Source organism: Pseudoalteromonas sp. 2CM32C (genome assembly GCF_023161925.1).
In the GTDB taxonomy this organism is placed as follows: domain Bacteria; phylum Pseudomonadota; class Gammaproteobacteria; order Enterobacterales; family Alteromonadaceae; genus Pseudoalteromonas; species Pseudoalteromonas marina.
In genome coordinates this window covers 57,839-72,128 of sequence record NZ_JALNTI010000012.1, presented here as the reverse complement: position 1 = coordinate 72,128, position 14,290 = coordinate 57,839, and the positions used below count along the sequence as shown (strand labels likewise).

Sequence of the window (14,290 nt, the reverse complement as noted above, 5' to 3'; positions counted from 1 at the left end):
AAAGGATACGCACATGCTTAATCTTCGACGTTTTAGTATTTTTCAGCGTTTTGCTATGTTGGTTGGCATTGTTATTTTTGGCTTGATTGTATTGAGTGTTTCTAGCTTAAACAACCAATATAAAGCCCTTAAATACGAACAATACCTAAAAACACAAAATGTAGTGGAAACCGCTTATAGTATTATTGAACACTTTCACACACTTGAACAAAACAACACACTCACACAGCAGCAGGCACAAACGCAAGCAATGAATGCAATTCGTGCTTTACGCTATGACAAAACTAATTATTTTTGGATAAACAACTACCAACCAGAAATGGTAATGCACCCAATAAAACCCGCCCTTGAAGGTAAAGATTTAACTAACAATAAAGATCCAGACGGTAAAGCGTTGTTTGTTGAAATGGTTAATATTACTAAAAAAGATGGCGAAGGCTTTATTCCTTACAAGTGGCCAAAACCCGGTGAAGAACAACCCGTTGATAAAGTTGCCTTTGTAAAAGGGTTTAACCAATGGCAGTGGATAATTGGCTCAGGTGTATATTTAGATACCATAGATGCTGCTTTTTCGTCTCAACGTAACCTTATTATTTTAAACGCCGTAGTGATGATCATAGCTGTTATTGTGTTTAGTTACTTTATAGGACGTAGTGTATTACTACCAACGCGACTTGCCGCCAACATGATGAAAGATATTTCGCAGGGTGAAGGCGACTTAACCCGCACTTTAAATGAAGAAGGTAACGATGAAATTTCGAAGCTATCACATTCATTTAATTTATTTGTTTCAAAAATGCGTGAATCGTTGGTACATGTATCGCAAAGCGCAAACGATGTTAACGAACACGCCCATACCGTTGATGACTCAACAAAAACTAGCCAATCATTCATAGAGCTACAAAACGACAGCTCGACACAAGTTGCAGCGGCAATGGAGCAAATGACCCATCAAATACATGATGTGAGCAGCAACGCAGAAGCCGCAGAGCAAGCCGCTAATGATGCGGCACATAACGCATCAACGGGTAAACACGTAGTCGCAGAAACAATAACCGCCATAGAAACACTCTCGGCAAACATCGAGACAGTAAGTCGTGTAACAGAAGACTTAGCAAATGAAAGTCAGAACATAGGCTCTGTACTGGATGTAATTAGAAGTATTTCTGAACAAACAAACCTACTCGCGCTTAATGCTGCGATTGAAGCCGCACGTGCTGGTGAGCATGGTCGGGGCTTTGCAGTCGTTGCCGATGAAGTACGTACGCTTGCCAGTAGAACAGGACAAAGCACTGACGAAATTCAATCAATGATCAGTAAACTACAAGAAGGCACCCGAGCGGCTGTAGACGCAGTTAAAGCCAGCCAAACGCTTTCTGTATCAACCGTTGAACAGGCATCCTCTGCAAATAACTCACTCAATGAAATTGAACGACTCGTATCTGTTATCACTGAAATGAACAGCCAAATTGCACGTGCAACAGAGCAGCAAACTCAAGCTGCAGATGAGGTGAACCTGCGCATAAACGATTTATCTCAATCAACTGAGCAATCGTTAGATAATACCAAGCAACTCAATAGCGCCAGTGACAAGCTCAAACAAAGTAGTACAGAGCTTTCATCTATTGTTAATCGATTCAAATTAAATTAAGTATAAAAAAAGCCCTGTTAAACAGGGCTTTTTCATTTAAGTAGTTAACTGTTTATAAGCAGTAACAGGCAAATAAACTAGCAACAGATGCGGCTGTTGGTTTGCCATGTTGCCAATCACCACCTTCAACACCACTACCGGCAATATCCATATGCACGTATGGCAAAGGCTGTGTAGAGTCTGTTCCGTGCTTGTCTAACCCGCCAACAACAGCTAAAAACGCCATAGGGAATTGGTGACCACGTGCCGTTACTGCAGAAGCTGCGTTGTTACTTGAAAGCACATCATCCGCCAACGTACGTGGCTTTATAAAGTCGTAATCTTCACGGCGCGATCGCGATACTTCTGCACCATCAGCCCATAAATCGCCAAAATCAGCAATTTGGCGCGAAACTTTAGCAAGCCTTGCTGGGCCATTTTCTACATAGGCACCATAAGGACCCATTGCTCTTGCGGCATGACCTGTAAGCGTTGCAACGGTAAATAATGTAGGGTTAACCTCTGTTTTAGCTAAATCTTTCATTTCGCTTAGTAGATCACCCATTGCCAAGCGCCCTTCAGCATCCGTATTACCAATACGTACGCGCACACCTTCACGGCTTGTAATTATCTCATCAGGTACAAAACAGTCAGACCCAATTGAATTACGCACAACCGCTAGGTAAGCAATAACCTTCACACCTTCTGGTTGGTAGTCAGCCACGGCTTTCATAAACCCTGCAACAGAGGCAGCACCGCCTTTGTCACGGCTCATACCCGCCATATAACCACCCACTTTTAGATCTGCACCGCCGGTATCGTAAACTAGGCCTTTACCAACAAACATAAGAGTACGGGTAACTTCGCCCTCAGGCACATACTCAAGCTTAACAACTCGTGGATGATGACGCTCAACCGCATAAGATGCACGCGCAACCGTACTTAACATGGGGTAATGTTTATCAATAGCCGTAATATCATCTATTACATCAACGGCTATATTTGTGCCTTTAAATAAATCAACACAATAATCAGCAAAGCGAGGTGGCGCCATGCGCTCAGGCTCGGTACCACATAAATCGCGAGCAGCGTACTGGCCAGCCGCAATAGCATTAACAGCTTTGACTGTTTGTGAACTGGCATTAATTAGCCCAATAGTGGCTATCGGCTCAATCTTTTCGCCGTGGTACTCACGCGCTTCTAAAGGCTGCCAAAGTGCTTGGCACATACCTAAAAATGAAACTTCTAACGCATGCTGATAACGGCTATCGCCTGACAAACTTGGTAAAAACAAGGCTGGATTAACACTACCTGATAACTTGGCTTCATTGATTGCCAGTTTAGCGGCATCAAAATAACGACGAACATCGTCGTAGTCTCTATTTAGCGGCCCCGTTGGCGCTAAAATTACACGCTTATTTTCAATAACAAGTAAGGTTACCTGCTTGCCAATGCGCGCATCAATTTTTGACTGAGCTAAAACGGCATCGCGAAGAGAATTATTAGGTAATTTAGAAAAGTCATCACTTATGATGATCAGTGCGTCATGTGATGCACATTCAAGACTAGCGCTTGTTAATTGGGCTAACACAGCTTTAGGGTATGCCATAAATACAGATCCTGTTAAAAACATAGACCTTTATTATCGTCGATTTGTATATTGAAGACCAGTAAGATGCGATAAGCGTTTAATTTATCTAAAACGCTTTGTAAAAGCGTCACGCATCAATCCAAAATACTCAATTGTAAATTATGCTCAGGCTGGCTTTTAATACCAACGCCAATGCCTAATAACCTAACAGGTTGCTGCAAACCACGTTGATACGCTTTAGTAAGTAACTGAACAAAAATTTCGGTATTTAATTGATGATAAGCCTGATCGGCTGAGGTCACCACAAAATTAGCAAACTTCACTTTCACACTTAATTTATTTATACGACTTTGTAATTGTTGCTTATCAAGCCTACGCGTTAATTCATCTATTAAGCTAGGGATCTGATCCAAGCATTCTTGCAGACTGGTTTTATTGTATTCGTAGGTATGCTCAACACTTAAAGACTTACGTATTCGCTCGGTTGAAACGCTACCAATGTATTCTCCCGCACATTTTTGATAAAGCGACACACCAAAATTACCAACGTGTTGCTGCATCCAGTTCACCCCTTTTTCACGCACATCTTTCCCTGTATAAAGCCCTTTAAGATTTAATCTCTCTAATGTGACTTTACCCACACCGGGAATTTTTCCTAGCGGCAGCTGTTCTAAAAATGGGTCAACCTCATCAGGCAGTACAACAAATTGGCCATTTGGCTTATTTTCGTCACTGGCTATTTTGGCAATAAATTTAACTGGGGCCACACCTGCAGAAGCGGTTAGCCCTGTTGCGTTGTATATATCAGCTCTTATTTGCTGAGCAATGAGTGTCGCACTGCCTTTACATGCTTGGCTGTCAGTAACATCAAGGTAGGCTTCGTCAAGAGAAAGTGGTTCTACAAGGTGGGTGTAACGACTAAACACTTCGCGTATTTGGCTCGATATTTCTTTATAAACAGCCATACGTCCGGGCACAATAACCAAATCGGGACATAATTGCTTAGCATGGTAATTAGACATCGCAGAGCGCACGCCAAACTCTCTGGCTATATAGTTGGCGGTAGATAGCACGCCACGCCGACTGTTGCCGCCAATAGCAAGCGGTACATTTGCGAGCTTTGGGTTGTCTCGCATTTCTACCGCCGCATAAAAGCAGTCCATATCTATGTGTATAAACTTTTTCATCACCACAATAAAGACTGTTTATTTATACAGTCATTATTATGTAATCCCTATTTATAATCAAGCTCAGTGGCAATTAAAAAAGACGTTTAGTGCTTTCTTGCTCTTTCATACTTCGTAGCCAAAGCAAAACCTCAAAAAAGAACCCCGCCAAAATAAGAATAATAGCACCAGAGGCGTTACCCATTGCATAACAGGTAAACGACGCTATAAAAACTAAACTAGCTAATAACCAATTAATTATATTTTGCATGTGTGTGCTCCTGTGTGTGTTTTTTAACTGTATACCAAAATCAATTGGTTACAAAGTTTTTTAAAACCACCTAATTATAAATTCCCTTGAGCTCACTAGTTCATATTGATAATCTAAGTGCTTTAAAGTTAAGAGCTATAAGTACATGCAAAGGTTCAAAGATAATCACCCTATTCATACCGACATCACTGTAGCATGGGCCGACATGGATGCCCTTCAGCACGTTAACAACGTGGTATACCTGCGTTATTTTGAAATAGCCCGAATAGACTTTTTAAATAAACTAAACTTATTCGACACCATTAAACCCGGTGGAGTTGGCCCTGTTATAAGTGAAAATACTATTCGCTATAAGCGCCCCGTTACATTTCCCGACACTCTAACTGTTGGGGTCACTATTTCAGATATTAAAACCGACCGGTTTGTAATGAATTACAGTGTATTTAGTCACGCACAAAGTGCGATAACCACCACGGGCACATCAAAAGTAGTGATGTTTGATTTTAAAACGGGTGCAAAAGCCCCCATTACAGAACCACTTTTATCAGCCTTACTAAAATACGCACAAGACGAGTCATAAGGAATTCCTATGCAATACAGCCCACTTGGTAGCAGCGGGGTTAACGTTTCAAGAGTCTGTCTAGGCAGTATGACTTGGGGCGTTCAAAACACTCAACGCGACGCAGACGATCAAATAGCCTATGCATTAGAGCGTGGCGTAAATTTTATTGATACAGCTGAAATGTATGCCGTACCTCCCTCGCCTGAAACCTACGGTAAAACAGAGCAAATTATTGGCGACTGGCTTTCTCGTAATCAACAAAAACGAAGCGACATAGTACTGGCAACAAAAGTAGCGGGTAATGGCCTATCGTGGGTACGAGAGGGTGGCGATATAACCCGCCAAGCAGTTATAGAGGCGGTTGATAATTCCCTTAAGCGCTTGCAAACCGATTATATTGATTTGTACCAATTACATTGGCCTAATCGTTCAACACCGCATTTTGCAAGACAGTGGCCAGGAATACTTAAATTTAGTGATGTAGATACACAAGCTCACCAAGCTGGCATGCTTGATATTTTAGAAGGCCTTAACGACTGTGTTAAAGCGGGCAAAATTAAACATTGCGGACTTTCTGATGATACACCTTGGGGGATCAGCCAATTTGTAAGTTTGGCAAAAGAGCACAACTTGCCACGCATGGTGTCGATTCAAAATGAATTTAGCTTAGCTCATGCTAAAGATTGGCCTTATTTGATTGAGCAATGTGTACATGAAGATATTGCTTACCTGCCTTGGTCGCCTTTAGCAGCCGGTTTGCTAACAGGTAAATACCTAGAGGGTGCTCGTCCTAAAGGCTCGCGGTGGAGCTTCGCACAACGTAATGGTATTTTTAGAGATACCCCTAATGCCCAACAAGCAACCAAGTTATATGCAGAGCTTGCACATGCAAACAATATGACGCCAGCACAACTTGCTCTTGCGTGGTGTAATCAGGTGGATGGAGTAACGTCTTCTATAATTGGCGCCACGACTATGGCGCAGTTAAAAGAGGACATAGACGCTTTTAATATCACTTTAAACGACGAAACCTTAACGAGCATAGGGACTATTTTCAAAAACTATCCTATGCCTTACTAACTTTAGTTTTTTAAAAGGTATAAAAGCAGGTAAATCACTACCTGCTTTTTTAACTAATAAAAAATGATTGTTTATTATTGTTAATTACTATCTATACTAAAAAGTATTACTTTTTAAAGAAAGTTTATGCAATGGTAAAACGCGTATTAATAATTAGTTTGTTATTTTCATCGTTCACAACACTCGGTAATACTAAGCAAGCTGAGCCCATTAAAGAAATAATTTGGCTACAAAGTTACACACCTCCTTTTCACATAACTAAAAGCGATAAAGCGCCACAAGGTGGGCTTTGTGACAACCTAACAGAGCAACTAATTAATACAATTACTGATGTAAAGCATACACGGCTTGTTGTGCCACAGCAGCGTATAAATAAATATTTAAATGAAGGTAAAAATGTATGCTTTCCATGTGTTATCTACAAAGAAAAAAGTAGTGATATATTCAAGTTTTCAAAGCCTACAACGGTATACCCGCCATTTTCTATATTAACAACCACAGAATTAGCCCCTAAATTGACCAAAAAACACGGCTCACCTATTAGCTTAATGAATTTATTAGCTGATCAGCATTACGTTTATGGCCAAGCCGCGGCGCGTAAATTTTCAAATAGAATTGACACACTTATAAAAAATATCATGCATGATAATAGCTCGTCATTTAGTTGGAGTAGCGAAAACGAAAGCCAAGCAGTGATTGCGCGCTTAAGCCGTGGCTTTTTAGACTACTCTATTGATTACCCATTTATGGCTGACTACTTTAATAAACAAGGAAGGTTTAACAACATAACCAGTATCCCTTTGGCTGAAGAGGAGACTGGCTTTATACGTGGTGCCATAGGCTGTGCTGTAAAAGCAAAAAATAACTTTGCAACCCAAGCAATAAAAAAGATTAACAATGCATTAAAAACAACCATTTTACAGTCACCTGAGTACATAAAAAGTCAGCATACTTTTTTAAACTCTAGTTTTGCTGACTTCAACAAACACTATCAACAGCAGGTTATTAACTTTAAGCTACCTGCCACTGATGCTCAATCAAACACTGTTCATTAGCGTACAGAGCAACAGAAAAAGTACTGTTTTCAGCCACTTCACCAACACCTGAAGGCGTACCAGTCATGACTACGTCACCATCGTCTAAGCTCATAAACTCGCTGATTTCTTGTAAAATAGCATCGGGTTTACTTAGCATAAAGTGAGTATCGCCTTGCTGAATAACGGCGCCGTTAATTTTTAACTCAAATTTAAAGTCATGTACGCTGCCACTTAATGCAACAAATTCACTAAAAACAACAGAGCCATCAAACGCCTTTGCGCGCTCCCATGGTAATCCTTTATTTTTTAGTTTACTTTGTACGGTGCGTTTTGTTAAATCAAGCCCAAGACCAACACCTACAAATTTTCTGTTTTTTACTACAAAGCATAACTCTGTCTCGTAGTGCAAAACATCGCCATTATGCTGAGCTCTTAGCGTGTGTGTAATTGCGCTGTTAGGTTTATTAAATAACACCATTTCATCGGGAGTTTCGTTATTTAACTCTGCAATGTGGGCCGTATAATTCCTGCCAACGCAGACGACTTTTGAAGGCGTTAATCTTTCAGAGTCTAGTGTTATAAACTGCATATAATTTAAACCTCACGCTTTAACTTATAAGTGTTTCTAATAAACCTAAATTAATAGGTTTTAATAAAACACGATCAATATTTAAATCTTTTATCTCTGTAGGATCCGGTTCCGCACCACTTACAATAACTAATCGCAGCTCAGGGTATCGTTCGTTAACCTGCTCACCTAAGTCAATTCCGCTGCCATCTGGTAAATGCATATCTAACAATACTTTATCAAATTGCTGATCGTGGTTAAGTATTTGCAAACACTGCGCACAGCTTGACGCTATAACCGTCTCTACTCCTAAGCTTTCTAAAAGCAACTGGGTTATTTGTGCAGCATCGTCATCATCTTCTACCAATAAAAAGCGCTGCCTTTTTTCACTTAGCGCTTTGACTTGAATATCTTTTGCCTGAGGCGCATTTTCAGGCGAAACTAAGTAATCCTGAAGGCATTGATATAGTGCACTGCTGTCAACTGGTTTTGGTATTACGTCATTAAAACCAAGTGCTGCAAGCTCTTCATGTATGCCTTTCATTGTGGCAGCTGTAAGCGCAATTATTGGTCCTTTGTAGCCCATTTTTCTAAGCTCAATGGTTGCTTCTTTACCACCCATTATTGGCATATGAATATCAATAAAAATAATATCGTATGGCGCTTTATAGGCGTCGGCTATACGCACTTTTTCAAGTGCTTGCTGGCCATGCTCTGCGTAGTCTACTCGCGCACCGCAGCTACTGATCATATGCCCTACCAGCATTCGTAAATCGCGCAAATCATCAACAACCAGTACTCGCCCGTGTACTTTAGTGGGTGTTAATTTACTTTGTAACTGTGGGGCACTGCTAAAGTTGAGCACTTGTCGCTCAACATCACTTATGTCACCTGGGTATACCGAAATAGTAAAGGTCGACCCTTTGCCTATTTCTGAATGCAAACTTATATTGCCCTGCATACGAGACAATAGCTCGGCACATATTGCCAAGCCCAAACCTGCACCGCCAACTGAACGCGACTCTACATCGGCTATTTGTTCAAATGGTTTAAAAATAAGTTGCTGCTTTTCGGGTGCAATCCCCATGCCTGAATCTTTAATGCTAAAAAAGAGCATCTCTGTGCCGTCAACATGCTGCGTCCAAGCCTTAACAACTATCTCGCCTTTATCTGTAAACTTAACGGCGTTATTAATTAAATTTATTAGTATTTGACGAACACGCGTCGCATCAAGGCGGGCAACTAGCGGGAGCGCTTGGTCTGATTCAAACTTAAGTGCTAACCCTTTATCAAGCACCGATACACGCATTAGCGTGTATACATCTGCAAGCATGCTATCGAGGTTTACTTCACTAGGTGTGAGCTCTAGTTTATCTGCGGCTATTTTCGATAAGTCTAATACGTCATTAAGGAGGCTAAGTAAGTGTTTACCATTTCGGTAAATCACCCCTAGCTCGTTTTCGGCTTGTTGACTAAAGTCGCTTTGCATTAACAATTCTGTGTAACCTAAAATTGATGAAAGCGGTGTACGTAACTCGTGGCTTAAATGTGCTAAAAAACGGTCTTTTGAGCGGTTTTCAGCTTCCGCTTTTAAGCGCTCTACGCGCTCCCCCTCTACATCTTTTCGGGCAAGGGCGTAACGAATTGCACGGGCAAAACGGCTTGAGCTCATTTCTCCTTTAATCAAGTAATCAACAGCTCCAGCGTCAAGTGCCGCAGAATCTAGTTCATCATCCGATTGCCCCGTAAGCATAATAATAGGCCCGCTAAAGCCATTAGCTATCGCTTCTTTTAAAACATCGAGCCCATTAGATGCCCCAAGGCGGTAATCAAGCAAACAAATGTCGTGCTCGTTTTTACTTAGCGTTTCTATTGCTTGCTCTGGAGAGCTTACCCATTGAACGTTAAACGTATGTGAGTCTAATTGCTCCAAATAGTCGCAGGTGAGTATGTAATCATCTTCATCGTCTTCTACAAGTAGCAACTGAGTCACTTTATCTAACATACTATCTCCATTAATCGTTAAACGTACTTGGCAACTCTACAAACTCAACCCAATATTTCCCAAGGGTTTTCATCAAATCAACTAAGCCATCAAAAGTAACAGGCTTGGTAATGTAAGAAGCTGCACCTAAGTTATACCCTTTAACCATATCTTCTTCTTGTTTCGATGTGGTTAAAATAACAACTGGAATCCCTTTTAAATTTGGGTTTGCTTTAATCGCCTCTAACGCCTCGCGGCCATCCATTCTTGGCATGTTCAAATCAAGTAAAATTAGCCCAGGACGCGGCGATACTTCTTTATCAGCAAACTTTCCTTTGCGCTCCAAATACTCAAGTAATTCAACACCATCTTCTACAAAGTGCAGCTCGTTAAGTACTCGGCTTTCAGCAAGTGCATCTTGCGTTAATAAACGATCATCTTCGTCGTCATCTGCCATTAAAATAGTAATTGGTTTAACTTTTGTGTAGGGCATTTAAGCCTCTCCTTGCAAAGTGAAAAGCGCAGCTTCCACTGGTAGTTTTATAATGAAGGTTGCACCTTCACCGTCTTTACTTTGAGCTGTAATAGTACCGCCATGGCGCTCTGCAATCCGTCTGCACACAGAAAGACCAATACCTGTCCCTTTATATTGTGAGCGACCATGCAAACGCTGAAACGGTACAAATATTTTATCAGCATAGTCTTGAGAGAACCCTATGCCATTATCCTTTATGGTAATTACTTGAAAACTTAATTCCGCATTATGATCTTCATTAAAAATAGCCTCATGTTCGTAACTAATTTTTATATGCGGACTCACATCTGGGCGTCTAAACTTAACCGCATTCGAGAGTAAGTTTAAAAAAAGTTGCTGCATTTGGCTTTTATCTGCTTGAATAACAGGCAACTCTGCCACTTCAATTTGTGCATCTGACTCTTTTATTGCAATCTCTAAGTCGCTAAGAATATCGTCAACTACTTCATTTAAGTTAGTATCATCAAAGTCTTTACCACGCGTAGTAACACGCGAAAACTCTAATAAGTCGTTAATTAAGTTCGACATTCGCTGTGCGGCGTTTTTCATACGGCCAATATAATCTAAGCCTTTTTCGCCTAAATCATCTTTGAACATGGTTTCTAACCGGTCACTAAATGCTTGAATTTTACGAAGAGGTTCCTGCAAATCATGGCTTGCCACAAAAGCAAACTCTTCCAACTCCCGGTTACTTCTGCTTAACTCGTCTGAATACAAGGTTAGCTCTTGCGTGCGTTCAGATACTTTACTAGCCAATGTTTCGTTTTGTTTCTCAAGGTCAAATCGATATTGAGCGGCATTTCTGAGGTTTAAGCGTGTCATTACAAACATGCCTATAATCAGTATTGCACTAGTAATAGCGGTAATCGCAAACGTAATTTTGGCCTCGTTTTTGATTTGAGCAAGCTTTGAAAAATGGCTCACTTTAAACAGTAGTTCGCGGTCTTGAATATCATTAACGCGTTCACGAATTTGCTTGTAAAGCTCTCGGCCGTTGTGGGTATTTAAAATAGCTAAAGCACGGCGCTCTTTGTCATCAAGCGCTAAGTTAACTGTTTTTTTAAGCTCTTTAATTTTACTTTGTACTAAAACAAGCAGCTGGGCTATTCGTTCAGACTGACCATCAATTTCCGAATGCAGTGATTTAACATGGTCTGTTTGTGCTTCTAACTGGCCAATTGCATCGAAGTAAGGTGTAAGGTAATCATCTTCTTCCGTTAATAAATAGCCACGCTGCCCAGACTCGGCCTGTACAATAGATAAATGCAATTGCTCTATTGCCGAACTTAGCATGCTAGTGTTGTCTAAGCTTTTTTGTGTTTGGGTTAACCCTTGAATTGTATTTAATGCCAAAAATGCATTACCCACAATAATAGATAACACCACAACTATAAAAGCCGCCCACGTAACATTCGCTTTACCTTGTTGTTTTTGCATGCTTATTTAGTTTCCTGTTTGCGCATAAAACACGCTTTCATCATTGTGAATCAACAATTTTTTGTAAGCTTTCACTGCATTGTTGGCAATTGCTAATAATTTTATTTAGTGCCTCGAGTGCCTTTTCTTTTGGCATATCGTTTTCAAGTACTAACTTAATTAATTCAGCATTCATTGAAATACGATTTAAAGGGGCTCTTGCGTCATGAACTAGTTTATTAAGCGGCTCCGGTTGATTGTTCTGTGTCATGTTACCTCTCAACTTATTTGTACTCGCCAATACCACCGTAAGCATTAAGGCGGTTATAAAGTGTTTTAGTGCTAATTCCTAGCATTTGTGCGGCAAGTGTTTTATTCCCTTGTACCTTGTCGAGCGTTGCATGAATGAGCTCTTTTTCAACTTCTTCTATGGTTTGTCCAGCCGACACTGCGTTATCAGCACTTTGATTATTTACACGTGAAAATGGCGACTCTAGATTATCTGGCAGTGTCACTTCGCCTGATTTAGGGTCACTCATGATAAAGGCACGGTGAATAGCATGTCGAATTTCACGCACATTGCCCGGCCACTCATAACTTTGCAGCTCTTTAAGCTGTGCAGCAGTCCAACTAAATGCGGTGCCATTCTCATCGTTTAGCTGATCTAAAAATGCTTTTGCTAACAATGGAATATCGTCTTTTCGATCTCTTAAAGGCGGAATATCAATAGGAAACACTGCGAGTCTAAAGTAAATATCTTCACGAATAACGTTGTTTTGGGCCAAGTCTTCTAACGTTCGGTTAGTTGCAGAGATTACTCGACAATTGGTTGGAATTTCTTTATTGCCCCCTACACGCGTTACTTTTTTAGTCTCAAGAACTCGTAATAAATTAGGCTGCATATCAATTGGCATTTCGGTTACTTCATCTAAAAACAAAGTACCGTCGTTTGATTGCTCAAATACCCCTTCTTTACGCGCAATTGCACCTGTAAATGCGCCTTTTTCATGGCCAAATAATTCACTGCCAATCAGCTCTTTCGAAAGTGCACCACAGTTACTAGCCACTAATGGGCCTTCGCACTGGCTTGCATTGTGTATTGCCTGAGCCACAACTTCTTTACCTGCGCCACTTTCGCCCATTAACATGACATTGGCATTTGTTTTGGCTACTCGCTCAATCATATTGTACAGTTTGTGCATTGGCTCTGACTCGCCAATTAAGCTGCCAAAATGACGCGTAATACCACTGGTTTTTGCCTTTTTAACGGCTACTTTTTTAGGGCCGTTTAAAACAAGCTCTAAATCTTCGCGTTGAAGGGGTTTTAGAAGGTGCCCAATATTAGGCTCACACATATCAGCCAATATTCCCTTCACTGAAGGGTGGCCTGATATGAGTGTAATTTTTGGAGACTGGCCAATTATTTTTAAATGGTCAAGCAAATGAAGTCCGCTTCCATCAGGTAACATGAAATCAAGTAACACATGATCAAAGGTATTATTTTCAAACCATTGGTGTGCTTCTTTTAAACTGGTTGCGGTGCTTATATTGTGGCCGAGGAATTCGACTATGTGGCAAACAACGTCACTAAATTCAACGTCATCATCTACTAAAAGTATGTTTAACATGATAAATCCCTGTTCTTTTTTTTTATTCTACGCACCCTAAGAACTAATTTAAAGGTGCGTATTGAGCTAATCTTTTAAAATAACTTAAATGATTTATTGCCCTATTATATCAACACTCTATTTACGTAAGCTGAAAGCATAACGATCACAATAAAAACAATTTTTATTTGCAAGTAACACTTATACAGCTGATATACTCGTATGTTAATAAAAGGAGATGAAATGCAGCAATTAAAAACCTTAATCCACTCTGGTATTAATATAAACCAAGGCACTCATTTCACACGTATTACCGCTCGTGCCATTGTAATAAAAAACAATAAAATATTACTTATGTACACAAATCGTTATGAAGATTATAGCTTACCTGGCGGTGGTGTAGATGAGGGCGAAAGCATTGAACAAGGCTTAATTCGCGAGTTGAGCGAAGAAACCGGCGCTAAAAATATTACTGTGGTTAAAGATTTTGGTCTCTACGAAGAGTATCGCCCTTGGTATAAAAACGACTTTGATATTATTCACATTAAATCGTATTGCTACGTGTGCAATATTGCCGATGAATTTGGCAAAGCAAAATTAGAGCACTACGAACAGCAAAATGGCATGACCGCAAAGTGGGTTAATATAAACGATGCAATTGCTCATAACGAACGCACATTAGCTAATAGTGAAAAACAAGGCCTTTCTATTTTACGAGAAACCTACCTGCTTAAACAAATTGCACAAACGCTATTTTAAAGCCAAGCATGATTTATTAATCAGTTTGTAAATTTTGCACTGACCAGTACTTTTTACTTTATTTAATTTAAAAAATTATAAATT

At 40.3% G+C, this 14,290-nt stretch carries 14 protein-coding genes; 5 read left to right on the top strand and 9 right to left on the bottom strand.

Annotation, left to right across the window (positions count from 1 at the left end):
* Window positions 1-13 precede the first annotated feature (13 nt).
* Window positions 14-1,651 carry a methyl-accepting chemotaxis protein gene (locus MTF67_RS17000; protein WP_006794285.1) on the top strand — a complete coding sequence of 546 codons (1,638 nt, stop codon included), beginning with the start codon at window positions 14-16 and terminating at the stop codon, window positions 1,649-1,651.
* A gap of 52 nt (window positions 1,652-1,703) precedes the next feature.
* Here the strand turns inward: MTF67_RS17000 and MTF67_RS16995 are convergent, their stop codons facing one another.
* The 3 genes from MTF67_RS16995 to MTF67_RS16985 form a co-directional block, all read right to left on the bottom strand.
* Entirely contained in the window at window positions 1,704-3,239 is a 1,536-nt protein-coding gene (locus tag MTF67_RS16995; RefSeq protein ID WP_248520209.1) for a leucyl aminopeptidase family protein, read from the bottom strand.
* Window positions 3,240-3,355: 116 nt separating this feature from the next.
* Window positions 3,356-4,408, bottom strand: coding sequence for a DNA polymerase IV (gene dinB / locus MTF67_RS16990; RefSeq protein ID WP_248520207.1), 1,053 nt, complete (start codon window positions 4,406-4,408; stop codon window positions 3,356-3,358).
* Window positions 4,409-4,481: 73 nt separating this feature from the next.
* Window positions 4,482-4,658 (bottom strand): hypothetical protein, encoded by a 177-nt coding sequence (locus MTF67_RS16985; RefSeq protein WP_006793665.1) that lies wholly within the window; start codon window positions 4,656-4,658, stop codon window positions 4,482-4,484.
* Between the two features lie 145 nt (window positions 4,659-4,803).
* On the opposite strand from MTF67_RS16985, the gene MTF67_RS16980 reads away from it, so the two are divergent.
* The 3 genes from MTF67_RS16980 to MTF67_RS16970 all read left to right on the top strand — a co-directional run bounded on the left by MTF67_RS16980 (window position 4,804) and on the right by MTF67_RS16970 (window position 7,355).
* Window positions 4,804-5,238 carry a thioesterase family protein gene (locus MTF67_RS16980; protein ID WP_006793666.1) on the top strand — a complete coding sequence of 145 codons (435 nt, stop codon included), beginning with the start codon at window positions 4,804-4,806 and terminating at the stop codon, window positions 5,236-5,238.
* 9 nt (window positions 5,239-5,247) lie between these two features.
* The gene (locus MTF67_RS16975) at window positions 5,248-6,300 is read left to right on the top strand and encodes an aldo/keto reductase (RefSeq protein WP_039038417.1); all 1,053 of its coding nucleotides are present in this window, start codon (window positions 5,248-5,250) and stop codon (window positions 6,298-6,300) included.
* Between the two features lie 131 nt (window positions 6,301-6,431).
* Complete coding sequence (locus MTF67_RS16970) at window positions 6,432-7,355, top strand: ABC transporter substrate-binding protein (RefSeq protein WP_248520200.1); 924 nt, start codon at window positions 6,432-6,434, stop codon at window positions 7,353-7,355.
* Here MTF67_RS16970 and MTF67_RS16965 read toward each other — a convergent pair.
* The 6 genes from MTF67_RS16965 to MTF67_RS16940 are packed head-to-tail and all read right to left on the bottom strand — an operon-like array spanning window position 7,312 to window position 13,468.
* Window positions 7,312-7,926 carry a fumarylacetoacetate hydrolase family protein gene (locus tag MTF67_RS16965; protein WP_058430251.1) on the bottom strand — a complete coding sequence of 205 codons (615 nt, stop codon included), beginning with the start codon at window positions 7,924-7,926 and terminating at the stop codon, window positions 7,312-7,314. The genes MTF67_RS16970 and MTF67_RS16965 overlap by 44 nt on opposite strands.
* Before the next feature lie 19 nt (window positions 7,927-7,945).
* Complete coding sequence (locus MTF67_RS16960; RefSeq protein ID WP_138740804.1) at window positions 7,946-9,910, bottom strand: response regulator; 1,965 nt, start codon at window positions 9,908-9,910, stop codon at window positions 7,946-7,948.
* 10 nt (window positions 9,911-9,920) lie between these two features.
* Window positions 9,921-10,382, bottom strand: a complete 462-nt coding sequence (locus MTF67_RS16955; protein ID WP_008126515.1) for a response regulator — start codon at window positions 10,380-10,382, stop codon at window positions 9,921-9,923.
* Window positions 10,383-11,867, bottom strand: a complete 1,485-nt coding sequence (locus MTF67_RS16950; protein WP_096801178.1) for a sensor histidine kinase — start codon at window positions 11,865-11,867, stop codon at window positions 10,383-10,385.
* Between the two features lie 34 nt (window positions 11,868-11,901).
* Complete coding sequence (locus MTF67_RS16945; RefSeq protein ID WP_006793673.1) at window positions 11,902-12,111, bottom strand: hypothetical protein; 210 nt, start codon at window positions 12,109-12,111, stop codon at window positions 11,902-11,904.
* 13 nt (window positions 12,112-12,124) lie between these two features.
* The gene (locus MTF67_RS16940) at window positions 12,125-13,468 is read right to left on the bottom strand and encodes a sigma-54 dependent transcriptional regulator (protein ID WP_006793674.1); all 1,344 of its coding nucleotides are present in this window, start codon (window positions 13,466-13,468) and stop codon (window positions 12,125-12,127) included.
* Window positions 13,469-13,690: 222 nt separating this feature from the next.
* Here MTF67_RS16940 and MTF67_RS16935 point away from each other — a divergent pair, with 222 nt between their 5' ends.
* Entirely contained in the window at window positions 13,691-14,206 is a 516-nt protein-coding gene (locus MTF67_RS16935) for an NUDIX hydrolase (protein ID WP_248520199.1), read from the top strand.
* Window positions 14,207-14,290: the final 84 nt, after the last annotated feature.

Coding starts and splice junctions, on each gene's coding strand:
- MTF67_RS17000 (WP_006794285.1), top strand. CDS start 14: ATGCTTAATCTTCGACGTTTTAGTATTTTTCAGCGTTTTGCTATGTTG.
- MTF67_RS16995 (WP_248520209.1), bottom strand. CDS start 3,239: ATGGCATACCCTAAAGCTGTGTTAGCCCAATTAACAAGCGCTAGTCTT.
- dinB (WP_248520207.1), bottom strand. CDS start 4,408: ATGAAAAAGTTTATACACATAGATATGGACTGCTTTTATGCGGCGGTA.
- MTF67_RS16985 (WP_006793665.1), bottom strand. CDS start 4,658: ATGCAAAATATAATTAATTGGTTATTAGCTAGTTTAGTTTTTATAGCG.
- MTF67_RS16980 (WP_006793666.1), top strand. CDS start 4,804: ATGCAAAGGTTCAAAGATAATCACCCTATTCATACCGACATCACTGTA.
- MTF67_RS16975 (WP_039038417.1), top strand. CDS start 5,248: ATGCAATACAGCCCACTTGGTAGCAGCGGGGTTAACGTTTCAAGAGTC.
- MTF67_RS16970 (WP_248520200.1), top strand. CDS start 6,432: ATGGTAAAACGCGTATTAATAATTAGTTTGTTATTTTCATCGTTCACA.
- MTF67_RS16965 (WP_058430251.1), bottom strand. CDS start 7,926: ATGCAGTTTATAACACTAGACTCTGAAAGATTAACGCCTTCAAAAGTC.
- MTF67_RS16960 (WP_138740804.1), bottom strand. CDS start 9,910: ATGTTAGATAAAGTGACTCAGTTGCTACTTGTAGAAGACGATGAAGAT.
- MTF67_RS16955 (WP_008126515.1), bottom strand. CDS start 10,382: ATGCCCTACACAAAAGTTAAACCAATTACTATTTTAATGGCAGATGAC.
- MTF67_RS16945 (WP_006793673.1), bottom strand. CDS start 12,111: ATGACACAGAACAATCAACCGGAGCCGCTTAATAAACTAGTTCATGAC.
- MTF67_RS16940 (WP_006793674.1), bottom strand. CDS start 13,468: ATGTTAAACATACTTTTAGTAGATGATGACGTTGAATTTAGTGACGTT.
- MTF67_RS16935 (WP_248520199.1), top strand. CDS start 13,691: ATGCAGCAATTAAAAACCTTAATCCACTCTGGTATTAATATAAACCAA.